Origin of the sequence: Tenuifilum thalassicum (genome assembly GCF_013265555.1) — a bacterium.
GTDB classification, from domain to species: Bacteria; Bacteroidota; Bacteroidia; order Bacteroidales; family Tenuifilaceae; genus Tenuifilum; species Tenuifilum thalassicum.
The window spans coordinates 2,097,903-2,121,168 of the sequence record NZ_CP041345.1; the positions used below are offsets into that span (position 1 = coordinate 2,097,903).

Here is a 23,266-nt window from a genome sequence, read left to right on the forward strand (position 1 = left end):
AAAAAATAAAAAAGAGGCTCCTGCCTCTTTTCATTTATCCTACTCATTCACAACTAATTTGCCAGTTGTGTTGTATTATAATTACCCGGATAGTAAAGTTTTGCCTGATATTTGAATGTGATGTAATTGTCTTCACCAATAGGAACATCAATCCTTAGGTCTTTATATTTTGTTAGGTCTGGTTTTTTGAAATAAACCAACCCCCGAACCGACTCATTCTTGGAAAGTGTAGTTTTTCGTAACGAGTAGTTTATCCAAGCATCAGTTGATGAATAAATCAGTTCGCTACCAATGGCATTAACACCCTTTGACATATCTAACGCATCTAATGTTGTTTCTGTTGCAATTGAGGCCACCTCAGTTCTAGTTATTGTTCGCTGGCTATCATCCTTTGCATCGGCCGAAGCCGCTGCAATCAGAACCGGAATCGATAGTGCAGCCGTAACTGCAGAAGCTGTTGTCAAATTTTTTTGATTGGCCTCAATCTGCGACTGTGCCAAGTCATTCATTAAGATTCTCATCTCTGGATCTTCTGCGTAAATAGGGAATGTACTGTAAACTATTTGATTAATTACAGGATCCCATTTCCCGCTATCGGTGTACATTACCATCTTTTCAGGGCAAACCAAAACTTCTTTATCGCTTAAATTGACAACCTCAACATCAAAGATTATGTAATTTTCATCGGTGCTATGGTGAGCGCAATGAACAACAAAAGCATCCTTAAAGTAGCTGACAAACTGTTTGCCGTGCTCCCATGTTGTTTTTGTTTCCTTAGGTGTCAACCTAACAACTGGCTTGGGAGAAGCACAAGAAGCGAATAACGCTATCGACAAAAGATAAGGAATTAGTTTTTTCATATTTTGCATAGTTTAAACTAAAAAATTCACAACAAAAAATAAACAAATTTTATACCATAATACGGTTTACCTAAACATTGACTTCATGTTAATTAATTGTTAATACATTTTATTAAAAAGTTTGTGGCATACACCGATATGTATTAACTTTGCACAAACCAAAAGGAATGTTTTATTTACTACTCTGCATATTATCATCTACAGGTGTTTTAATAACATTCAAGTTACTCGATAGGCATTCCATTAATAATTTCAGTGCAATAATAATTAACTACATCACAGCCAGCATTGCTGGTTTTTTTTTGGCTGGTGGTGATGTTAGCGCTGCCAGCCAACTAGGTATTTTCCCTGTAATGCTTATGCTTGGCATGGGCACACTTTTCATTGTAATGTTTCATTTTCTTGGACGAAGCACACAAACAGCAGGTGTTGCCATAACATCGGTAGCCGCTAAAATGTCGGTTATAATTCCTATACTGGTATCGGTGCTCATTGACTCGAACGATAAGCTAAATATAATCCGGACTATAGGAATAATCACTGCTCTTTTTGCGGTAGTGCTTATAGTGATACCTCCAAAAAGGGGAACAATAAAACCTATCAAAAGAACCTACTTACCATTAATAATATTCCTTGGCATTGGAACAGTTGATGCTTCAGTAAAACTAGCACAGCATTTCTTTGTGACAAATGAGCTCAACCCTATTTTCAACGCCATTGTTTTTTCCATGGCATGTTTGGTTGGCTTGGCCATTCTTCCGTTTAACAAGCCTGCCATTAATGATTTTAAGAGAATTAAAACTTGGCTATTAGGCTCGATACTTGGGCTAGCAAATTTTGGTTCAATGTATTTTATGGTTGCAGCCCTAAACCACACAAATAGCCTTGGCAAAACGATGGAGGGCTCCATTTTGTTTGGAATCAACAACTTGGGAGTTGTACTTGCGGGAACAATTGTTGGGCTAGCCCTTTTTGGCGAACGCCCAAGCAAAACTAATTATGCAGGAATTGCGCTATCGGTATTAGCGATAGCAATTTTAATGAAAAGTTAAATGGCTGAGGTAGCAGACACATATAAAACAATTGAAGAACCCTCGGAAGGAATTTACAAGGAAAAAGGCAGTAAGTTTATAGCCAAAGCGTATCCCGTTCGAACCGAAGAAGAGGTAAAAGCCATATTGACAAAACTACGTGAAGAGTATTACGATGCCCGCCATCATTGTTATGCATATATTTTAGGAGCAAAAAAGGAAAGTTGGAGAGCCAACGACGATGGCGAACCATCGGGAACAGCGGGAAAACCCATACATGGGCAGCTACTTAGCTTTGATGTAACCAATGTGCTTGTGGTAGTTATTAGGTACTTTGGTGGTACTAAGTTAGGTGTTTCAGGCCTTATCAATGCATACAAAACTGCAACCCAAGATGCCCTCTCCAATGCCAAAATCATCACCAAAACGGTGGACACCATATACAAGCTAACATTTGGATATGTAACTATGAATGATGTCATGAAGCTGATAAAAGAGCTAAATCTGGAGTTTATCGATCAGCACTTCGACAATACCTGTTTCATCAGGTTAAGGGTTCGCAAATCGCTGGAGAGTGAGTTCACCAGCAGGTGTTCAAAGATTGATGGACTTGTTGCCGATTTTGAATACGATGATTGATATTTAGCCCCGTTTATCGGGGCTTTTTTTTGGAAAAACCAGTAACACTAAATATGATTGTATGAAAAACAAAAGTTTGGTATCGATCAACGACCTGAGCAAGGAGGAAATTTATTCAATTCTTGACCTTGCCGAAGAGTTTGAAAAGTCCCCCAACCCAAAACTAATGGAAGGGAAGGTAGTTGCAACGCTTTTCTACGAGCCATCAACAAGGACACGCCTAAGTTTTGAAAGTGCAGTAAACCGATTGGGTGGTCGTGTAATCGGATTTTCTGAAGCATCAACCAGTAGCGTATCAAAAGGCGAGAGCCTAAAGGATACCATTCTGACGGTTGCCAACTACTCCGACCTGATTGTAATGCGCCATCCCATTGAAGGGAGTGCCCGTTACGCAAGCGAGGTTTCGCCAGTTCCCATCATCAACGCAGGCGACGGTGCAAACCAACACCCAACCCAAACGCTTCTCGACCTATACTCCATTCGTAAGACCCAGGGAAAACTCGACAACCTAAAAATTGTTATGGTAGGTGACTTAAAATATGGCCGTACTGTCCACTCCTTACTTATGGCCATGAGTCGTTTTGGAGCATCATTCACTTTCATTTCGCCTGATGAGCTAAAAATGCCGAAAGAGTATAAGATGTATCTCGATGAGCTGGGGTTGAAGTACGAAGAGCATTCAGAACTTGCCCCGAACATAAAAGATGCCGACATAGTTTACATGACCCGCGTACAGCGCGAACGTTTTTCAGACCCAATGGAATACGAAAAGGTGAAGAATGCATATATATTACGAAATCACATGCTTGAGGGTACAAAAGAAAACATGAAAGTTCTCCACCCACTCCCTCGTGTAAACGAGATTAACACCGACGTTGACACTTCACCCAAAGCGTACTATTTTACCCAAGCTCTAAATGGGGTTTATACCAGAATGGCCATAATGGCACTAATTTTAGGTTTAAAGTAAAAACAATATAGCTATGAAAGACAAAAAGCACCTAAGCGTAAGCGCTATTGAAAATGGCACCGTGATTGACCACATACCAGCACAAAATCTATTTAAGGTTATCACCATTTTAGGTTTAGATAAAATTCCCAACCAGATAACTTTTGGAACAAACCTAGAGAGCAAACTGCTTGGCAAAAAAGCGATAGTTAAGATTGCCGACAAATATTTTGAACGAGATGAGATTAACCGAATAGCAATAGTTGCCCCTCACGCTAAGCTAAACATAATCAAGAATTACGAGGTGGCCGAAAAGATGCTAGTTGAGGTACCAGACCAGATATCGGGTATTGTTAAGTGCGTTAACCCTAAGTGCATAACCAATGCTGAAGATGTTACTCCTAAGTTCAAGGTTGTAGACAAAGAGAATGTTTCGCTAAAATGCCACTACTGCGAAAAGATTACCGATCAGGAACACATGCAATATTTATAAGCTATACAATACTACCCAAACAAAAAAAAGCCCCAATTTTTTGGGGCTTTTTAAGTTTTTTGAACCCGTTAAGAAATAGCGATTTGACGAACGGGTTTTTCCTTAGCCTCTTCTTTCTTTGGGATGACAATGTTTAGAATACCATCTTTGTATGAAGCTTTAATTTTATCGGTGTCTGCTGTATCGGGTAAGACAAATGACCTCTTGAACGAAGAGTAACGGAATTCACGGCGCATTACCTTTTCATCCTTGCTCTCATCCTTAACCTCTTTCTCGCTAGAAATCTCTAGCACGTTATTGTTCATTTCAACCTTAAAATCTTTTTTATCGAACCCGGGAGCAGCCACCTCAATTGTGTAATCGTCCTTACCTTCTTTAATATTAACCGAAGGAACGGTTACACTCTCTGTGTCATCAAAGAAACGACGAATAATGTCATCACCAAAGAACTCATCAACCAGGCTAGGCAATGTGCTTCTACGACGTAACATTGGTATCATAGCTTTACCCTCCCTTATTTTTGGTTAGACATCAATGTTTTCACCTAACAATTTTCAAACTGCATGCCAACAATCAAATTAGGTCATTTCGTCATTTTTAACTTACAAATAATGCTAAATTGTCATTTTAAGTGTTCATGGAATTTTTTAACCTCATCCTTGCCCGCATCCTATCTCTTTTCTTTTATTAAAATAGTAATAATATTTTAGGACATTCCTAATTAAACCAAATGTCAATAAATAATATTCGGCATATTTTTGTATATTTTGCAATTGTGATTTTTAAGGCATATGAAAAGCGATATTAAAAAAGATAGCATTGACCTCACACCGCTAATTAACCAAAACGAGAGTAGCATTTATGTAATTCAAGATTTCAACATTGTTTTTGCCAATCCTAGTTTTGCTAAGCTAACCGGTTACTCATTAGACAAAATAATAGGTACAAGGTTTCTTGATATAGTATTTCAAAAAGATAAGAAATTAGTAAGAATACTGTTTTCAAACAACTTTGCAGAAATTAGAAAGCATAGTTCAAACAGCTTTATACTACGCATCTTAACTATTCACGATGAATTAAAATGGATTAAAACCATTTTTTCTATCATCGATTGGAAAGGAGCCCCTGCGCTACTTTGCACAAGTTACGACATAACCTACCAGAAAGAGGTTGAGGAAAGCATGATTAATCAGGAGCAGAACCTGAGCATGCTAGTCAATGCCTTTGGCGACCTTGTATTCATCGTAAATCACAACTACAACATTGTTCACATAAACAACTCTGTTCTTACAACTTTAGGATATAAGGAGCATGAAATACTGCTGGAATCGTTTGTAAGAATTCACTCCGAGAATGAACGAGGAAAGGCCATAACTATCCTCATGGAGGTTTTTGACGGAGACAGAAAATCTTACAACACAGAATTAACAACAAGAACGGGAAAACCTATTCCTTTTGAGGTAAGAATGATAAAAGGAACATGGCGACAACGCGACGTAATCTTTGTTATCGCTCGTGATATCTCCGAAAGGGTAAAGGCCGAAAACAGTATTAGGCAATCGGAGGAAAAGTTTTACAAAGCCTTTAACTCTGGTGCTATAATGATGACCATTTCAACACTTGATGAAGGAATATACCTCGATGTAAACAAGGCCTTCCTTGAAAAAGTTGGAATTAGTCACGATGATATTATTGGAAAGAGTTCCGAACAACTGGACATTTTTAAGCAAATTGATAAAAGGAACGATCTGGCTGATAGAGTAAAACGATACGGAAAGGTTGAGAACATTGAGATTGAACTCACCAGCAAATCTGGCGAATCAATAACAGCACTGCTTTCAGCAGAAAAAATTACGATTAACGGACAAGAGTGCCTACTTTCTGCAATGAGTGACATCACATATAGGAAGCACATTGAGGAAGAACTAGCCAAAAGTAGGGTACAACTTAAAGGCACATTAGATAATCTGCCTTTTATTGCATGGCTTAAGGACACCAAAAAGGGATATCTTCTCGCTAACAAAAAATTCACATCGTTTTTTGATATTCAAGGAACGCAAGTATTTGGCAAGTCACATTCCGATTTTTGGGGCAAACAGCTTCTTGACTCAATCATAGCTAATGAAAAAGCAGTAATTGCTGAAAAAACTGCAAAAAGATGGGAGATTCACGAAGGAGAAAGAGGCATAAAAGAGTGGTGGGAATTTCATATAACACCCGTTATGGGTACTGCAAATAAGGTAATTGCTACAACAGGTATTGCCCGCAGAATAACAGAACAAAAGTTCAACCAGATAAAACAGCAAAGAAACCTTGAGCGGCAAATCGTGCTAACCAAAACCTCATTTCTATTTAATACCACACAAACATTCGACAACAAAACAAACGTTGCGCTCTCAATTATTGTCAAAGAGATTGGGATAAGAAAAGGATTTTTAATTGCAAATAGCGATAACGGAAATATAATCTACTTAAATTCAAAAAATACCGACATCAAACTAAAATCTATTCTTGAAGAATTTTACAACACGAATCGAAACGAAATAACCTCACACTTTGAAGATAATACCAAAAGCATTCTGGATGTTTCAGGTGCAAGCATGCCATACTACAAGGAACTCAGAAAAATAACGCAAAGCCAACACCTACTTATATTCCCTTTAAATGTAAAAGGTAAATTCCATGGAATTTTTGGAGTTGATTACCCTTATGGCGAAAAGGTTACTGCTGCCGACGACCGAGAATTCCTGTTAACAATGACCAATATCCTTTCGGCTGCACTTGAATCGCACCTTAACGAAGAAGAGCTTCGTAAAGCAAAAGAGCTTGCGGAGCAAGCCAGCAGGGCAAAAGAGCGTTTCCTTTCAACTATGAGCCACGAAATCAGGACCCCAATGAACGCCATCATTGGTATGGCTAACCTACTAATTGACGAAAATCCAAAGCCCGAACAGCTTGATAGCCTCAACTCATTAAAATACGCCGCAGAAAATCTACTTTCTCTCCTGAACGATATACTCGATTACAGCAAAATTGAAGCAGGCAAATTCGACTTAGTAAAAACTGAAACGAATATTCAAGAACTGTTTAAAGGATTACTGAGCACTTTTAATGGAATGGCGAGCAAAAAGGGAATAGCGCTTAAACATATTCTCGACTCAAAAATCCCTCAAGTTCTGCTAGGCGATAAAGTCCGACTTAACCAAGTTTTAACCAACCTAATAGGGAATGCCATTAAGTTTACCGAAAAAGGTGAGGTTAAATTTATTGCAAAACTTGCTAAAATAGAAAACAACATTGCATCGGTATACTTTGAAGTAAGCGATACGGGTATTGGGATATCAAAAAAGAAACGGAATGAGATATTCGAAGAATTTACTCAGGTACACGATGACAAAAATAAGTTCTCAGGAACTGGTTTAGGGCTTGCCATTTCACAAAGGCTTGTAAAGCTGATGGGTGGTAAAATTGAGATTGAAAGTGAGCAGGGTAAAGGATCTAGTTTCTTCTTCACCATCAATTTTGAAATTGGCAAGAAGCCCCAAACAAGTAACGAAGAGGAAACTCTTGATATTACTTTCGAACCAAACAGATATAAGGTTCTACTTGTTGAGGACAACGAGTTAAACACGCTAATAGCAAAACGCTTTCTTTCAAACTGGGGCATAAACTTTGAACATGCTAATAATGGAGTTGAAGCTTTAGAGTTATTAAAAAGGGAGCAGTTCGATCTAATTCTCATGGACCTTGAAATGCCTGAGATGGATGGTTACGAGGCCACAAAAGCAATTAGGGAACTTCCTGATAAAGGGAAAGCCAATATCCCCATAATAGCGCTTAGCGCATCTGCGCTATCGGATGTTCAAAAAAAAATATTTGGCATTGGCATGAACGATTTCGTTCTAAAGCCATTTAAACCTAATCAGCTAAAAAGTAAATTAGCACAATACCTAATAAAATAGATATAATCATGAATATCAAAATCTTTGCAACAATCGCATCTGCACTAATACTTAACATTGGGTTGGCTCAAACAACTATTATTATAAACGTTAAACAATCAATTGGAACAAAAGCTAAACTCTACAGCTACCATGGGAAAGAAAATGTTGCTGTTGATTCTTGCAGACCATCGGCAAATGGTAAATATCAATTCGTGCTTGATAAAAATGCACCAAAAGGAATCTATAAAATAGTTATTGGAAAGGGTAGATCATTCGATTTTATTGTTTCAAATGATTCCGCAATTGTCTTCGAAACCTACTCCTTTGCTGTTGAAGACAGCCTTAAGGTGATATCCTCAAACAACAACAAAGTTTTCATTGGCTTTCAAAAGTTAAAGCAAAGAACCGAGCAGCAGCTTTGGCATATCGAATCGCTAAAAAAATATTACGAACCAAGCTCGATGTTTTACCAGATGCTAAACAATGAGCAAAAAAATATTGAGCTTAACCGTTATCTAAAAGGAAAAGAATTAGCAAGTAAGGCTAATGATAATTTGGTTACAAGCGCCATTCTATTGGACATAACACCAATGGTTACAACTAGCACCGAAGAATGTGCTACCCAAAAAGAGCAAGCCGATGCCTGGTGGAAAGGTATAGACCTAACTAATCCAAATATTGTAAACTTACCCACGTTTATACCTCGCGTTTGGGATTATCTTGAACTTTTGCTGTGCGAAGGGGCATATACCATGGAAGAACAAGACTCCCTTATTGCAGCATACCTTAACAAGCTGCTAGAACTACCAGCACACGATCTTGTAAAAGAAAAGGTGATTAACTCACTATGCAATGGTTTTGCCGATACCGACTATTTTAAGGTGATTGAAACGCTAATGCACTACAAGAAAGCAAATACTTGCCAGGCATTTAGCAATATTGAGTTCAGAACACGCCAAATGCTAGAAAGCGAACTCCTTTCTGGCAAAAAGGCATACGATTTCAAGGTAAAACTCACTGGCGAAAGGAAACGTTTTAAACTATCAAAAACCAATTCAAAATATACTCTTGTTGTATTTTGGTCGGTATGGTGCCCCCATTGTATCGAAAGTGTTCCTGAAATCTACCAGATTTACAAAAATTTCGCAAACAAAGGTTTCGATGTGGTTGCCATCTGTATAGATGAAGAAAAAGACGCCTATTTAGATTTTATCACAAAGAATAACTTGAATTGGAAAAATGCATTGGTTCCTTACGACGAAAGCAATAAGATAATTCTAGGCTACAACGTTGACGAAACACCCAAAATGTTCCTTATTGACAATCAGGTAAACATAGTATCACGACCATCAACCCCAATTCAAGTAAAGGTATTTTTAGAGAAACACCTCAAGTAGAAATAATGAAAGCCCGCAAAACGGGCTTTCTAATATTTTTAACTAATGTAAACTATTCCAAATAGGTATAGCCGTAAAGACCAGAACGGTAATTCGAAAGAAACTCCTTACCCTCCTTAGGTGAAATCAAACCAGCCTTAACAGAACTAGTTACCCAGGTTTCAAGGGTTCTTACCATCTTCTTAGGATTATACTGAACGTATTCAAGAACCTCGGCAACCGTTTCACCATCAATCACTTGATCTATACTATAACCCTTATCATTAACCGAAACATGCACTGCATTAGTGTCGCCAAAAAGGTTATGAAGGTCACCAAGAATCTCCTGATAGGCACCAACTAGGAAAACACCTATATAGTAAGAGTCTTTTGACTTTTTGGAATGAACGGGAAGGAAGTATGATATATTTTTAGTTGAGATGAAATTATCAATTTTTCCATCTGAGTCGCAGGTTACATCCTGGAGGGTTGCCACCCTATCGGGTTTTTCATTAAGTCGTTGAATTGGCATTATAGGGAATACTTGATCAATAGCCCAGGCATCGGGTAGTGACTGGAATAGGGAAAAGTTACAGAAATACTTATCGGCCAAAAGCTTAGGAAGGGTTTTAAGTTCATCTGGCACGTGCTTTAATCTAGCAGACATATCATATGTTTCACGAGCAATTGACCAAAAGAGCTTTTCAACCTGCGCCCTTGTTTTCAAATCAAGCATACCCAAACTAAAAAGGTCAAGGGCCTCTTCACGAATCTGCTGAGCATCGTGCCATGTTTCCAGCATTCGTGGTTGATTCAGGTTATTCCACAGCTCATACAACTCCACCACAAGTTCATGAGCATCTTCAGGTAGTTCATCCTCTTCGTCCCATGATGGAAGTGATGCTGTTTCAAGCACTTCAAAGATTAACACAGAATGATGGGCAGTTAGCGATCGTCCCGACTCTGTAATAATGTTTGGATGAGGGATATTATTCTTATCGCTTGCATCAACTAGGGTAGATACTGAATCATTCACATATTCCTGCAAGCTATAGTTGATACTGCTTCCGCTGTTAGCCGAACGGGTACCATCGTAATCGACCCCAAGACCTCCACCAATATCAACGAATTCAACATTGTAACCCATTAACCGTAGCTGAACATAAAACTGCGATGCTTCGCGAAGTGCGATTTTTATACGACGTATCTTAGTTACCTGGCTACCAATATGGAAATGAACCAGTTTTAGGCTTTCCTTTAAATCATTCTTATCCAAGAAATCTAATGCTGTAAGCAATTCGCTTGAGGTTAACCCAAACTTACTTACATCGCCTCCTGATTCCTCCCATTTCCCACTACCTGTACTAGCAAGTTTTATCCTAATTCCAAGGTTAGGTTTAATCTTTAAACGTTGCGATACCTTATGTATAAGTTTTAGCTCGTTTAGCTTCTCAACAACAACAAATATTTTCTTTCCCATTTTTTGAGCAAGCAAGGCAAGTTCAATATAATCCTCATCCTTATACCCATTACAAATAATAAGTGATTCGTTGGATGGATTACTTGCAATAACAGCATGCAGTTCTGGTTTAGAGCCAGCTTCTAACCCAATATTGAATTTTTTGCCATGGTTGATAATCTCCTCAACCACCGGGCGCATCTGATTCACCTTAATAGGGTAAATGATAAAATTTTTAGCCTTGTAGTCATACTCCTCGGCAGCTTGTTTAAATGAACGAGTCATATCCTCAATCCGATTATCCAGGATATCTGTAAATCGGATTAGCATTGGTGCAGCAACATCACGCACCTGAAGTTCATCAACTAGCTCACGCAAATCAACTTCAACTCCATTATCTTTAGGTGTAACCACAACATTCCCCTTTTCGTTAATGGAGAAGTACTTTACACCCCAGCCTGTAATATTATACAGTTCAGCTGAATCTTCAATGCGCCATTTTCTCATTTGTCGAATTTACAGTTGAATAATTAAACATCTAGCATTCAGTTACTTTAACATCAAAAGTAAGGATTGCGAAGTTAGGTTTATAAATTAATAATTACAATATGTACATTCTTTTTATTTGGCGCTTCAGCTAAATTTAGTGAATTACTCCTTAAAGAATACGCACTTCTGTTCTGCGATTTAGTGCTCTTCCCTCTTCGGTAGTGTTAGGAGCAACTGGTTTTGACTCGCCAAAACCTACCCATTCCAAACGTTCCGACTCAATGCCATGCTGAATAAGATAATCGACAACTGCTTTTGCTCTTTGTGTTGAAAGTTTTAGGTTATAATCATCAGAACCTAAATTATCGGTATGGCCACTAACCTCAACCCTTATGTTTGGATTTTGTTTTAGCACATCAAGCAAGTATTTGAGTTCAGCGGTTGACTCTGGAAGTATTTCATAGGAATCGAAAGCAAAGAAAATGTTTCTTAATGTTAAGACTTCTCCCTTTTCAATGGGTTGTAATTCTACATCAAGCCTAAAAGGCTTATCGAATGAGTAGTATTTTGTTAAATCGAAATGCTCGGAATGGAATAGATAACCAGGAGAAGAAACAAATAGCCCATACTTATTGTTCACCGGGAGGCAAACCAGGAATTTCCCTCCTTTTGCCTTCACAACATCCATTAGTACTTTATTCTGCTTAAGGTCAACTAGCTTTACATTTGCTTCTATTGGGTCAAGTGTTTTACTGTCGGATATTGTACCCTTTACATACGAGGTCGGAGTTGGACGGATTTCGGGATAAAGTTCAAACGTGTAGATATCACGTCCACGTTCAGGCCTAATGTCGGATGAGTAGTATGCTTCAGTTCCTTTTGCATTCACAATTAGGCCCTCCTCGCTTCGATAAGTATTTATAGGATAGCCCAGATTAACAGGCTTACTCCAGCCACCCGCACTATCGCGGCGGCTAACAAAAATATCCTGGCTTCCCATTCCAATGTGGCCAGAGGAAGAGAAGTACAGCGTTTGGTTATCAAAATGGATAAAAGGTGATTGCTCGCTTCCCGAAGTGTTTATAACACTGCCTAGGTTGACAGCATTATCCCATTGCCCGTCTGGATTTTTATCGCATTTCCAAATATCAAAGTCACCCTGCCCTCCTGGTCGGTTGCTTACAAAGTACAAGGTTTTTCCATCGGGTGAGATGGACGGTTGCTTTTCCGAATAACGGTTGGTATTTACATGAACTGATAGTTTCTGAGGTCTACTCCACTGCCCGTCGGGCTGAAGTACCGATTGGTATATGTTGCACACGCCTCTACAAATAGTAAAATAGATGGTTTTACCATCGGACGAAACGGCTTGGGCACCTTCGTTAAAATCGGTATTCAGCGGAGATGAAACGGGAATACCTTTTGACCATTCTCCATCCTCGTTCCGATAGGAAATAAATAGATCTTCTTGCCACTTTGTACCACGAATACCCTTATCGGGACTCTTTGGCAATCGAACAGTATAAACCAAAGTCTTTTCGTCTACCGATAGGCTTGGCCAGTACTCATCCAAATCGGTATTTACGCCATCGCCAACCTCCTTTGGCTCAAATGGCACAGGGTTGGCTATCTGATTAAGCGCAAACTTACACTCTTCAATCTTCTTACGAGCCGATTTGTTAATGCTTTTACGTTTATCGTTGAATGTCAGGAAAGTTTCAAAACTTTCAAGGGCATTTTTATACTCGCCTTGCGAGAAGTAAAGAATACCTAGGATGTAAAACGAGCGTGGATGAAAGTTTTTATCTATTTCGTGCGATTTTTTTATTGTTTCAATCGCCTTATCAATTTCGCCCATTTCCATGTACACCTGCGACAATACCATATAGGCTTCAAGGAACTTGGGTTCAATATCGATGCTCTCTTGCAACAGTTTTTTGGCTGTAATATTATCGTACCTATTAAAAAACCGAAGGGCTTGCTCGTAATGAGAAATTGCTCTTTTATTTGATATTGAATATTTTTTTTGACTTTGAGCAAATCCATTTACTACTATAAGCAGTAAAACTATTAATATCAATATTTTATTACTCTTCATAATATCAGTTTGTAAGATTATAATACGAATTATAATCAGCTATTGTTTTACAAAGTTAATTTCACAAGTGAGGATTAGTTCAGCATTTTACTATTAATCATAATTGCAGCTCCAAATCTACCTTTATCGCCAGAGCGAGCAGAGAAAAACAGGTGTTTATTACATATGGTGCATAAGCCCGCAAAGTCAACATTTTCATATTTTACACCCACCTCTTGTAATGTGTAAAGATTAGCCCGCCATAAATCAAAAACTGGTCTTTCCATGTCGTCGTATTTAATCAACAACTCGTATTTAGCAGGGAAGACCTGATTTACAATGCTGATTACATCGTCACCTACCTCATAGCAGCATGGTCCAGCCGACGGGCCTATTCCCACCATTAAATCGGCGGGATTAGTTCCGAACTCCTGTTTCATTGCATACACCACTTCAGCAGCTATACGCTTAACAGTACCCTTCCAACCAGCATGGGCTGCTCCTATTGCTTTATTTATGGGATCGAAAAAAAGGATGGGAACGCAATCGGCTGCCTGAGCCACAAGACAAATATTGGGAATTTTTGTAATCCATGCATCGGAGCTCTGCAGGGCATCGGCTTTACTAAAAGCCCCTCTACCTCTTTCCTTATCGGTAATTAGCTCAACCTTATTTCCATGCACCTGCTCGGCAAACACATAGCAAGACGGGTCAAAACCAAATTTTTGGGCCAAAATCTGCCTATTTTCAAGCACTTTTGCATCTGGTAAAAAACCGTTAAGCCCAATAGAAAATTGTTTATCCTCGTTCAATCCAATGCGAGTAGAAATAAAGTGTGTAATAGTTGAGTCGTAATTACTAAACTTTTCAAACTTAAAGAAAAGTATATCATCGAAAGCAAGTGGCATACAAAAACATTTTTACCCAAATGTAGTAAAAAATACTACTTCTCAAGCCACTTCTTAAAGTCGGATACTCTTTCGCGACTAACAATTAAAGGTTCGTCATTTTCAATTGGAGTAATCACTTTTAACCTGCTTGATGAATATACCACAATATCACGGATAAATTTCTTAGAAACTATTGCCCCACGGTTAATTCTAAAAAACTGCACTGGGTCAAGTTCCACCTCAAGCATCTCCAAAGTAAAATCGATAGCATAATCACGTCCATCGGCAGTTTTCAGGTAGGTATTTTTTTCCATCACATGAAAAAGCACAACATTTTCTGTTTCAATAGTTTTAATATGTTCACCTACTCGAACAATAAATCGTCGTCGAAAGTTTGGTGCACCTAGCTGAGCGGCTATTGATGCTAGCAGTTCAGGAGTTACTAAGGCGGGCCTTTGCATCGACTCAAACTTTTCAAGGGCACTTTTCAAATCGACTTTATTTATTGGTTTTAACAGGTAATCGATACTATTTACCTTAAATGCTTTTATTGCGTACTCGTTAAATGCAGTGGTAAAGATAACTGGACAGTTCAACTTCAGATGTTCAAATATCTCAAAGCTCAAGCCATCGGCCAGCTGAATATCAAAAAAAGCAATGTCGGGATGTTCATTCGTTTGAAGCCACCTTACAGTTGATGAAACGGAATCAAAGCACCCTAAACACTTAAAATTAGGTCTAAGCGATTCTACTAAACCTTTTAGCATTTCAGCCGTAGGCTGCTCATCCTCTACAATTATGTATTGCATAACTTAAAGAGTTTATCAACATTACATGAAACTACCAAATCCAAGGTATTAGCATTTTTACTTTTTTAGAATAGCTTTCATACTTCTCTTTGAATTCTGATTTCAAAGCTTGCTCCTCAACCCTAATCCTATATAAAACAGCCAGCAACATAGAAACCGAAATGATTAAAAATGACGAAAATGTATTCATGGCAAGCGCAAAGCCTATCATAATTAGCAAGAGCCCCAAATAACTTGGATGCCGCACATACCCATACAAACCATCGGTTTTGAGCTGATGATTTGTGGCAATAACCACATTAACTGTAAAGGATTGTTTGAGCTGAAAAATTGACAACCAACGAATTATCACTCCAACTATAATTAAAAGCAACCCAACACCAGCAACAACATAGTTAGCCAATTTCCAGATATAGTAATTTGCAAAAATAAACCCGAATGTAAAACCTAACGAGATGGTTATCCAGAGCAATGCCATTGAGCCCCTATCGGATTTTTTTAGCGTATGCTCCTTTTGGGAACGTTTAAAAACCATCAAAACAAACTCAGATACAAAAAAAATGGCTGATAGAAGAATTAAGTATTTCATCATAAGTTCTCATTTTATCATCCTAAACATTGCAAAGTCAACTCTTAAATTAATTCTAATTCAATCACTTTGAGCACTATTATCATTAACTATGGGCAATTTAACAGTAAAAAAACTCTCATCGGATAAAACATCTACATTTCTTCCTGTTAGTATTTTATACTGCCTGTTTATTATATCCAACCCCACGCCATTAGATTGTGATATAGTTTTTTTTCTCTGTACATTATTTTTAACCACTAGGCAGTCCTCCACCCTATCGATTGTTATTTTTAGAGGTTTTTCCTTTGATACCACATTATGTTTCAAACAATTCTCCAATAAAGTTTGAAGCGATAGCGGCACCAATTTGCCATTATAATTATCAATATTTAAACTAACCTTAAGGCTATCGCCAAATCTAATTTTTTGTAAGCTGATATATGAACTAATAAAATCTATCTCATCATGCAATGGCACCAAATCCTTATCACTCTGATTGAGTACATATCGATAAATTTCAGCGAATTTTTGGACATACAACTTGGCCTTTTCGGCATTAGTTTCAATAAGAGAGCTAAGGACGCTTAAACTATTAAAAAGAAAATGTGGATTAACTTGACTTTTTAATGCGTTTAACTGCAACTGAATAGCCTCCTGTTTTAATCGCTCCTGGTTTATTAGCCCAATTTTCCACCACTTAAAAAAGGAAGCCAAGTAAAATGAAATAGTTATAACCAGCGAAATGGAAAGAACCAAAAACATTTGAGCGAGATATATGTTGAGATTGTCCAACAAGCTTATGTTAAAAATATACCTAAACCCCAAATAGTAAACCAAAAATATATCGCTTATAGTTACTAAAAACGAAAGCGTTAAAGAAACTGCTAAGGTTTTAGTAGGATTCTTCACCCATGACTCATTTCTCCCCACAATCCATCCGATAAACTGATTTGATTTCCATAGAGAAAAGCCAATCAGAACCCCAAATCCCACTGAATCCAAATATTCTGGGAATTCGGCAAAGGTGCTTTTACCCATAAAAACAAGAAGAATAATAAAAGTGAGAAGAAGGGCAAAAAAGGTATCGCGTAGCTGAATAAGAGCAAAATGGATTATTGGTTTCATTGGTTGAAATTTTAACGTAATAAAGATAAGGAAAATGGCTTAAAGGATATTACAAATAAAAAGGCAAAGGCCGAAATGCAGTTTTGATACATTTCGGCCAGTGATTCTAACTAGACTTTTTGCAAACCTTAATCATTCTTGAATTGGTAGCCATACCCCACTTTGGCTTAAGGTCTTCGGTAGCAGCCGCCTTAAAGAGTTTGTCGGCACGCTCAAAGTATGGTAAAGCTTTTTTTGTTCCACCGCCAAACATTTTAGGGGTGTAATAAAAGTTCATTCCCATTAAGAAGTGAGCCCTAGGATTTGAGGGGTTAAGTTCAAGCGACTTCTGTAAAACCTCAGCAGCCTTTCCCGAATATGTCATACCACGCATTGGGTTTACAGTTATTCTTGCCTGATAGAGCCACCCTTGCAGGGCATAGAGTTCCGATTTGTCCGGATTAAGTTCTTTTGCTTTATCGATACAAATCTGTGCCTTGTCCAATAAGTTGTCTATTTGGTCACCATCTTTACTACGATAAGCTAAATGAATCCATAGGAACGCCTGATAATATTGAGGCTCCCATCTGTCGGACTCGGAAACGCCAATGCGCTCAAAACGTGCAATACAATCCTTAACCTCGTCATCGGTTTTAGCACTATCGACCAAAGCTAGAGTTTCTTTCATTGCCTGAATGTAGTCTGAGTTCTGGCCAAAGAGTTTAGCTGACCAAACTGATGCTGCAACTACAGCTACAAATAACATAATCCTTTTCATAATTGTCTGATTTTAATTAGTTAAAAAAATGCTTACAGTGTAACAAAAATGGCAGCCATGATAAATCTGGGATTATTCGCCTTAATAGGGAATGGCTCATATTCACCAGAAGAATTAGGCTGAGAAAAATACCTGTAACCAAAGATGTTGTCGCGACCGGTTACATTGTTTATTGCAAAATAGAATATAAACTGCTTGTTAAATATTTGCCTCAAATGGCTAATGTTGAAACTTAAATCGGCAAAGTATGGGGTAAGTCCATCCATAAATTGGGTACTATTAGGGTTATTGTAGGGTCTACCCGACGAGTATGTAGCTGAAAGGCCAAAAAGTGTCGTAATACTTTGAACCCAATACTTTGCAACTATACTTGCCGAATGCTTAGGGGCAAAAGGTGGGGTTACCTTGGTTTGATAATCTCGATAAATTCTTTTAGAATCGATATACGAGTAGGCAATCCAATATTCCAGCATTCTAAAAGTCTTTTTATCGCGCCAAAAGATATCTACTCCCTTGCTAAACCCATCTCCATCATTCTTGTATAAACTACCATCCCAAAAATTCTGTGAGTTATAGGTGACAAGGTTCGAATAATCCTTTCTATAGGCTTCAATCCTGAAAATCCTATCATCGTTCTCCCATTGGTAATTCAGAATGATGTGATTAGCCTGCTCTGGCATTAGCCGATGGGTAAATCGTAGCAAATACTCTTCTGGTGTTTGGTAGAATTGGCCATATGCTAATGAAACCTGCGACTGCTTACCTAACTTATAAGCTGCTGAAAATCGGGGTGCAATCGAACTGTTTTTAAGTAAGCTGCTATTCTCAGCGCGCAGACCAATTCGAAAAGCAAGTTTGCTAATTGGTCGGAATTCCGATTCAACGAACGCAGATGTGTTGTAATCCTCAAAATTGCTTAGGTTGCTAAAACCACTGATGTTTTCATGATAATTCTGGTTGAAGTAATTATAGGTTTCCTCAACACCTGCTAGCACATTCAAATAGTCGAAAATTTTCTTTTTCAAAACTACTTTACCCTGCATATTCCTGTTCTTTTCGTAGACGTAGTAATCCTGAAAATCAATCTTATTATCATCAGTAGTAAAAGCAACACCACCTTTTAACATGAACCCATTATTCAAATTGGAACTAAAGGTTGAATTGACGTAACTGTTACTATTTTTCAACCTTATATCAACCAAGCTATTAACTGTTTCAAAATCGGGATACTCAACCCCAACGGAACTCGAAGAGAAATGGCCTAGCACCTTAACAATTGATTCAGCACCCAAATGCGCCTGACTCATAAAAATACCACTTATAATCTCGGGATACTTAGTCATTCTAAACCTATTCTCTCTTAAGCTCATGTATGGCTCAAGGTTGAAATACTCAACACCTGTAGCTATACCAAACTTTTTTTTCGTTAACGTTTGGGTAACCCCAGCACCAACAGTCATTAAAGAGATATCGGTTTTGTCGTGTTGTGGGAAAGCATTTGTGTTCAGAATCAAGGCTGAAGATAGCGCCTGTCCATACTCTGCCGAGTACCCCCCTGTACTAAACATTGTACCTGAAAAAAGTTGTGGTGAGAAGCGTCCCCTACTTCCCAAATCGGGTATGTTGGATGTGTAAGGCTTCTTAACCAGTAACCCATCAATAAATGTTTTAGATTCGTAACCATCGCCGCCGCGAACAAAAAGCCTTCCGTCCTCGGGTTTTGTAACAGAGCCTGGCAGAGTGGTTAATGCACCGTAAATGTCGCCAGTTGCGCTAGGAGTGGTAACAATATCGAGAGGTTGAAGCGTTACGCTTCGCTTCCTATCGGAAGTTTCATATGTACCAGCGGTTATTACTACTCCGCCAATGCTATTGCTACTCTCACGAAGTTTGAAATCAACTATTCGGGTTTCACCTACTTCTTTTTCTTGAGACTTGTAACCTATAAATGTGGCAACCAGAATATCAGTTTGGTCATTCACGCTAATCCTAAACCTTCCAACTGAGTCGGTTGAAACACCATTGTAGGTGCCTTTAATAATAACATTTGCACCTTGTAAAGGATTCCCTTGTCTATCGGTTACTTTACCTGTCACAATTATTTGACAAGTGCCTTGCAACGCGAACATAGTGGCTAGTATTAGAGAGAATAATTTCATGGCACCCTTGTTTTTTAATTTTACATAACAAAGATGCACCAACCAGCTAGCCATAAAAAATGAAACCCGACAAGCTGTCGAATTTCATCTCCTAAATGTAAAAAACAAGTTCTGAACTGTATTTCTAATCTAAATCTGCATTTCCATACTTCATACGCAAGGTTACTTTTGATTTAGGCGAGGAGGAAGTCCCCACAACCCCCAATAGTTTTACCGATGTGTTTTTCTCAATCCTATTAAGTCTAGTTTTTCTATCACCTAAATCAACATTTCCATATGAAACAAATGCGTCAATTTTATAGCTTGATGACTCAGGTATACCAGCCTTGAAACCTGTATATGCTGCCTCAAAAACAATCTCGTCAAAATTTTTACCTACACTTTGAATTTTAACATCGCCATACTTAGCCGATAGTTGAAACTTATTTTTCAACTCACTGATACTAAATACCGTATATCCAGATTCTCCCACTAAGTTCTTAACACTTTCAACCTCGTACTTGTCATACTTCGATTCTAAAACCAGCGAGCTAACGTTTTCAATATCGATTTTGGAATAACGTGAAAGCACCACCCCTGCAACAAGATTTTCTACAATTAACTTTCCGTATTTCACCTCAAACTTTGCCCAATTTGCATCTACCACCGATGCTTTCCCATAGCTAACCTGTATCTCATTTAAAGATTCAGCATCGCCACGAGTTAGCTTATTCACCACAATATTGCCATACTTTAAAGCAACCTCCAAATGGCTATCGAGCTCATTAATAAAAATATCGCCAAATTTATTTTCAATTTTGGTATCAACATATTTAGGCATCTTAATGGTGTAATCTATGCTAATCTCGTTGTTTGAGGATTGAAACAACCTGCGATTTGCTCTTGAGAACTCATCATCAAATGTAGTGATTGCCAAAACCTTATCATCCTCTTTAGTAAGCGAGACATTAATAGCATCGAGAAGTGCTGTTGCTTTTGATTCGTTTCGGCTATCTACCTTAACAACTACGTTAATTTGGATAGAACTTTTGTCCCAGTTCTGTATATTAACCTGCCCAAACTTATTCTTAACAACTAATTTAGTATTCTCATTTACATTGAATTCTTTATTAAACTCCTTGCTTTTAGGAACATTACTACCTATTGCTAAATTTGAAGCAACAAACAGTAGAGCAACCGTTAAAATTCTAAAGTTCTTCATATTATAGGTGTTTTATTGTTTTTCTGCATTTAAAGACTCAACAAGTTCTTTCTCAATCCTCTCCATGTTCTCCAACCTAATCTGGTAGCTTTGCACAATTGCAGCAACCACCTCATCCTTACGTGGATTATTTTCTAGCTCTGCCTTCACATCGGGTTTATCGGTAATAGTTTCTCCGAAAAGTTGTTCAGGCGATGGCAGCATCTCATTATCGACACTCGCAATTTTCTCAATGGCACGATACTTTCTTAGCAGCTGACTACGATAGTATGCTTCTACCTCGTACAATTGGTTATTACTACTATTCCTAAAGTACTTAGCCATCTCGGAACCATTAAAATAGTTATAGTAAACCCCAAGGACTCCAGTAAGAGCAAGTATAACAGCAATTGTAGCCGCAGCATAAACAAAAGATTTTAGCTGAATCTGATTATGTTTTTTTTGCAACTTGGCTTTAAATCGCTCTTCGTGTCCTGCACTTAACCTATAGTCGTCAAATGCATTTCTGTTTTCCTTAATAAAATCCTCAATGGGTGCCATACTATATTTTATTTTTAAGTAGTTCTACCAGTTTTCTTTTTGCCCTTACATACTGCGAACGAACGGTTGACTGGGCTATTCCCATCATGGTGGCTATTTCCTCGTACTCGTAGCCATCAATAAGCCGAAGCGACAAAACAAGTTTATACCCCTCGGGTAATTTATTTAGTGCTTGTTTAACCTCTTCAACAGATTCGGGGTCGTAATCAACCTCGTCGGATACGTCATCCGATAAACCAGGGGTTTCGTCCAACGATACGGTGAGTACTTTTTTCCGTTTTAGGTGGTCTAAACAAGTATTCACTACAATTCGTTTTAACCAGGCTCCAAAAGTAACCTCACCCCTAAAAGTATCGATTTTATCAAATGCTTTAAAGAACGCTTCTTGCATGGCATCTTCTGCCTCCATAGTATCGGGTATAACTCTACAACTCACATTATACATTGCATCCGAGTAAAGTTTATAAAGTTCAAATTGCGCTTTATTGTCGCCTTGACGACATCTTTCAACAAGTTTCTTGGATATATCCATAAAATCTAAAACCTATTCTACATTATAGACTGCAAGTTAAGCTGAATTGCTGCATCAACAATAAAAAATCAAGTAATCGTTAGGAAAGTTAACAGAATTAAAACATATAGAAAGAAACAGCAGCACAAAATAGGAATCACAAAAAAGGCTGCCTCAAAATCGAGGCAGCCTTTTTATTACCTGTCCAATTAATACAAATGCTATGCTAAAAAGCTGAGTAGTATACCAGCAGCAACGGCGCTACCAATAACACCAGCAACATTTGGTCCCATGGCATGCATTAAAAGGTAGTTTGTTTTATCGTACTCGAGTCCAACAACCTGGGAAACTCTTGCACTGTCGGGAACAGCAGAAACACCAGCATTTCCGATTAGGGGGTTAATTTTATTACCCTCTTTAAGGAACAGATTAAGAATCTTTACAAAAAGCACACCAGTTGTTGTTGCGATTACAAACGATGTAGCACCAAGAATGAAAATACCAACTGATTTAGGTGTTAAGAAAGTGGTTGCTTGAGTAGAAGCACCAACAGTTAAGCCGATAAGTATTGTAATAATATCAATCAAAGGTCCTTTTGCAGTATCGGCAAGACGTTTTGTAACAGTACTTTCTTTGAGTAGATTTCCAAAGAATAGCATTCCTAACAAAGGCAATCCAGAAGGAACGATAAAAGTGGTAAGTAACATTCCGATAATCGGGAACATTATCTTTTCCAACTTTGAAACCTGACGTGGTGGTTTCATCCGAATCAAACGCTCCTTCTTAGTAGTAAGCAACCTCATTACTGGTGGTTGAATAACGGGAACCAGCGCCATATACGAGTATGCGGAAATTGCAATTGCTCCCATTAAGTCGGGTGCCAACTTCGAAGAAAGGAAGATAGCAGTTGGGCCATCGGCACCACCAATAATACCAATTGCGCCAGCTTCCTGAGGTGAAAAACCTAAAAGGAGCGCCAAGATATATGCTCCAAAGATTCCAAACTGTGCAGCTGCACCAATAAGCATTAGCTTAGGATTTGAGATTAGGGCGCTAAAATCGGTCATTGCCCCAATTCCAAGAAAAATTAAAGGTGGATATAAGCCCTTCAAAACGCCAAAGTACAAGTAGTTTAACACGCTACCACTCTCATATACTCCAATTTGGTAACCAGGAGTAAATGGGATATTACCCACTATAATACCAAATCCTATGGGAATTAATAGCATGGGTTCAAACTCCTTTGCAATTGCAAGGTAAATGAAGATTAACCCAACCAAAATCATTATCCCATGGCCAACTGTAAAATTGGCAAATCCTGTAAAGGAAAGAAACTGAGCCAGATTATCTATTAGGAATGAAAAGAATCCTCCACTTTGTTCCATA

At 38.2% G+C, this 23,266-nt stretch carries 20 protein-coding genes; 6 read left to right on the forward strand and 14 right to left on the reverse strand.

Annotation, left to right across the window (positions count from 1 at the left end; all coding sequences use genetic code 11):
* Positions 1–53: 53 nt before the first annotated feature.
* Positions 54–860, reverse strand: a complete 807-nt coding sequence (locus tag FHG85_RS08835; RefSeq protein WP_173075004.1) for a hypothetical protein — start codon at positions 858–860, stop codon at positions 54–56.
* A 167-nt stretch (positions 861–1,027) separates the two neighbouring features.
* Here FHG85_RS08835 and FHG85_RS08840 point away from each other — a divergent pair, with 167 nt between their 5' ends.
* The 4 genes from FHG85_RS08840 (at position 1,028) to pyrI (ending at position 3,972) form a co-directional block, all read left to right on the forward strand.
* Positions 1,028–1,912, forward strand: coding sequence for a hypothetical protein (locus FHG85_RS08840; RefSeq protein WP_173075006.1), 885 nt, complete (start codon positions 1,028–1,030; stop codon positions 1,910–1,912).
* Positions 1,913–2,530, forward strand: coding sequence for an IMPACT family protein (locus FHG85_RS08845; RefSeq protein ID WP_173075008.1), 618 nt, complete (start codon positions 1,913–1,915; stop codon positions 2,528–2,530).
* A 61-nt stretch (positions 2,531–2,591) separates the two neighbouring features.
* Positions 2,592–3,500, forward strand: a complete 909-nt coding sequence (pyrB, locus tag FHG85_RS08850) for an aspartate carbamoyltransferase (RefSeq protein WP_173075010.1) — start codon at positions 2,592–2,594, stop codon at positions 3,498–3,500.
* A 13-nt stretch (positions 3,501–3,513) separates the two neighbouring features.
* The gene (gene pyrI / locus FHG85_RS08855) at positions 3,514–3,972 is read left to right on the forward strand and encodes an aspartate carbamoyltransferase regulatory subunit (protein ID WP_173075012.1); all 459 of its coding nucleotides are present in this window, start codon (positions 3,514–3,516) and stop codon (positions 3,970–3,972) included.
* A gap of 68 nt (positions 3,973–4,040) precedes the next feature.
* Here the strand turns inward: pyrI and FHG85_RS08860 are convergent, their stop codons facing one another.
* Positions 4,041–4,463 carry an Hsp20/alpha crystallin family protein gene (locus FHG85_RS08860; RefSeq protein WP_246249196.1) on the reverse strand — a complete coding sequence of 141 codons (423 nt, stop codon included), beginning with the start codon at positions 4,461–4,463 and terminating at the stop codon, positions 4,041–4,043.
* 300 nt (positions 4,464–4,763) lie between these two features.
* Here FHG85_RS08860 and FHG85_RS08865 point away from each other — a divergent pair, with 300 nt between their 5' ends.
* Together FHG85_RS08865 and FHG85_RS08870 are read left to right on the forward strand one after the other, a co-directional pair.
* Positions 4,764–7,934, forward strand: a complete 3,171-nt coding sequence (locus tag FHG85_RS08865; RefSeq protein WP_173075016.1) for a PAS domain-containing hybrid sensor histidine kinase/response regulator — start codon at positions 4,764–4,766, stop codon at positions 7,932–7,934.
* An 8-nt stretch (positions 7,935–7,942) separates the two neighbouring features.
* Positions 7,943–9,313, forward strand: coding sequence for a TlpA family protein disulfide reductase (locus tag FHG85_RS08870; RefSeq protein ID WP_173075018.1), 1,371 nt, complete (start codon positions 7,943–7,945; stop codon positions 9,311–9,313).
* 52 nt (positions 9,314–9,365) lie between these two features.
* Here the strand turns inward: FHG85_RS08870 and speA are convergent, their stop codons facing one another.
* The 12 genes from speA to FHG85_RS08930 all read right to left on the reverse strand — a co-directional run bounded on the left by speA (position 9,366) and on the right by FHG85_RS08930 (position 23,265).
* Positions 9,366–11,258 (reverse strand): biosynthetic arginine decarboxylase, encoded by a 1,893-nt coding sequence (gene speA / locus FHG85_RS08875; RefSeq protein ID WP_173075020.1) that lies wholly within the window; start codon positions 11,256–11,258, stop codon positions 9,366–9,368.
* 151 nt (positions 11,259–11,409) lie between these two features.
* Positions 11,410–13,338 carry an OmpA family protein gene (locus FHG85_RS08880; RefSeq protein ID WP_173075022.1) on the reverse strand — a complete coding sequence of 643 codons (1,929 nt, stop codon included), beginning with the start codon at positions 13,336–13,338 and terminating at the stop codon, positions 11,410–11,412.
* Between the two features lie 74 nt (positions 13,339–13,412).
* Positions 13,413–14,225 (reverse strand): peptidoglycan editing factor PgeF, encoded by an 813-nt coding sequence (pgeF, locus tag FHG85_RS08885; RefSeq protein WP_173075024.1) that lies wholly within the window; start codon positions 14,223–14,225, stop codon positions 13,413–13,415.
* Positions 14,226–14,260: 35 nt separating this feature from the next.
* Positions 14,261–15,016 (reverse strand): LytR/AlgR family response regulator transcription factor, encoded by a 756-nt coding sequence (locus FHG85_RS08890; protein WP_173075026.1) that lies wholly within the window; start codon positions 15,014–15,016, stop codon positions 14,261–14,263.
* A 31-nt stretch (positions 15,017–15,047) separates the two neighbouring features.
* Positions 15,048–15,608, reverse strand: a complete 561-nt coding sequence (locus FHG85_RS08895; protein WP_173075028.1) for a methyltransferase family protein — start codon at positions 15,606–15,608, stop codon at positions 15,048–15,050.
* 57 nt (positions 15,609–15,665) lie between these two features.
* Positions 15,666–16,712 carry a sensor histidine kinase gene (locus FHG85_RS08900; protein ID WP_173075030.1) on the reverse strand — a complete coding sequence of 349 codons (1,047 nt, stop codon included), beginning with the start codon at positions 16,710–16,712 and terminating at the stop codon, positions 15,666–15,668.
* A 106-nt stretch (positions 16,713–16,818) separates the two neighbouring features.
* A complete protein-coding gene (locus FHG85_RS08905; RefSeq protein WP_173075033.1) occupies positions 16,819–17,469 on the reverse strand; it encodes a tetratricopeptide repeat protein in 651 nt (216 codons plus the stop codon).
* Positions 17,470–17,501: 32 nt separating this feature from the next.
* Entirely contained in the window at positions 17,502–19,628 is a 2,127-nt protein-coding gene (locus FHG85_RS08910; protein WP_173075035.1) for a TonB-dependent receptor, read from the reverse strand.
* Between the two features lie 124 nt (positions 19,629–19,752).
* Positions 19,753–20,829, reverse strand: a complete 1,077-nt coding sequence (locus FHG85_RS08915) for a hypothetical protein (RefSeq protein ID WP_173075038.1) — start codon at positions 20,827–20,829, stop codon at positions 19,753–19,755.
* Between the two features lie 12 nt (positions 20,830–20,841).
* Positions 20,842–21,369, reverse strand: coding sequence for a hypothetical protein (locus tag FHG85_RS08920; protein WP_173075040.1), 528 nt, complete (start codon positions 21,367–21,369; stop codon positions 20,842–20,844).
* Position 21,370: 1 nt separating this feature from the next.
* On the reverse strand, positions 21,371–21,901 hold the full coding sequence (locus FHG85_RS08925; RefSeq protein WP_173075042.1) for an RNA polymerase sigma factor: 531 nt from the start codon (positions 21,899–21,901) through the stop codon (positions 21,371–21,373).
* 200 nt (positions 21,902–22,101) lie between these two features.
* Entirely contained in the window at positions 22,102–23,265 is a 1,164-nt protein-coding gene (locus tag FHG85_RS08930) for a sodium ion-translocating decarboxylase subunit beta (protein ID WP_173075044.1), read from the reverse strand.
* Between the last annotated feature and the right edge of the window lies 1 nt (position 23,266).

Bases quoted from the DNA above. Each gene is read 5' to 3' on its own strand.
- FHG85_RS08835 (WP_173075004.1), bottom strand. From the start codon at position 860: ATGAAAAAACTAATTCCTTATCTTTTGTCGATAGCGTTATTCGCTTCT.
- FHG85_RS08840 (WP_173075006.1), top strand. From the start codon at position 1,028: ATGTTTTATTTACTACTCTGCATATTATCATCTACAGGTGTTTTAATA.
- FHG85_RS08845 (WP_173075008.1), top strand. From the start codon at position 1,913: ATGGCTGAGGTAGCAGACACATATAAAACAATTGAAGAACCCTCGGAA.
- pyrB (WP_173075010.1), top strand. From the start codon at position 2,592: ATGAAAAACAAAAGTTTGGTATCGATCAACGACCTGAGCAAGGAGGAA.
- pyrI (WP_173075012.1), top strand. From the start codon at position 3,514: ATGAAAGACAAAAAGCACCTAAGCGTAAGCGCTATTGAAAATGGCACC.
- FHG85_RS08860 (WP_246249196.1), bottom strand. From the start codon at position 4,463: ATGTTACGTCGTAGAAGCACATTGCCTAGCCTGGTTGATGAGTTCTTT.
- FHG85_RS08865 (WP_173075016.1), top strand. From the start codon at position 4,764: ATGAAAAGCGATATTAAAAAAGATAGCATTGACCTCACACCGCTAATT.
- FHG85_RS08870 (WP_173075018.1), top strand. From the start codon at position 7,943: ATGAATATCAAAATCTTTGCAACAATCGCATCTGCACTAATACTTAAC.
- speA (WP_173075020.1), bottom strand. From the start codon at position 11,258: ATGAGAAAATGGCGCATTGAAGATTCAGCTGAACTGTATAATATTACA.
- FHG85_RS08880 (WP_173075022.1), bottom strand. From the start codon at position 13,338: ATGAAGAGTAATAAAATATTGATATTAATAGTTTTACTGCTTATAGTA.
- pgeF (WP_173075024.1), bottom strand. From the start codon at position 14,225: ATGCCACTTGCTTTCGATGATATACTTTTCTTTAAGTTTGAAAAGTTT.
- FHG85_RS08890 (WP_173075026.1), bottom strand. From the start codon at position 15,016: ATGCAATACATAATTGTAGAGGATGAGCAGCCTACGGCTGAAATGCTA.
- FHG85_RS08895 (WP_173075028.1), bottom strand. From the start codon at position 15,608: ATGATGAAATACTTAATTCTTCTATCAGCCATTTTTTTTGTATCTGAG.
- FHG85_RS08900 (WP_173075030.1), bottom strand. From the start codon at position 16,712: ATGAAACCAATAATCCATTTTGCTCTTATTCAGCTACGCGATACCTTT.
- FHG85_RS08905 (WP_173075033.1), bottom strand. From the start codon at position 17,469: ATGAAAAGGATTATGTTATTTGTAGCTGTAGTTGCAGCATCAGTTTGG.
- FHG85_RS08910 (WP_173075035.1), bottom strand. From the start codon at position 19,628: ATGAAATTATTCTCTCTAATACTAGCCACTATGTTCGCGTTGCAAGGC.
- FHG85_RS08915 (WP_173075038.1), bottom strand. From the start codon at position 20,829: ATGAAGAACTTTAGAATTTTAACGGTTGCTCTACTGTTTGTTGCTTCA.
- FHG85_RS08920 (WP_173075040.1), bottom strand. From the start codon at position 21,369: ATGGCACCCATTGAGGATTTTATTAAGGAAAACAGAAATGCATTTGAC.
- FHG85_RS08925 (WP_173075042.1), bottom strand. From the start codon at position 21,901: ATGGATATATCCAAGAAACTTGTTGAAAGATGTCGTCAAGGCGACAAT.
- FHG85_RS08930 (WP_173075044.1), bottom strand. From the start codon at position 23,265: ATGGAACAAAGTGGAGGATTCTTTTCATTCCTAATAGATAATCTGGCT.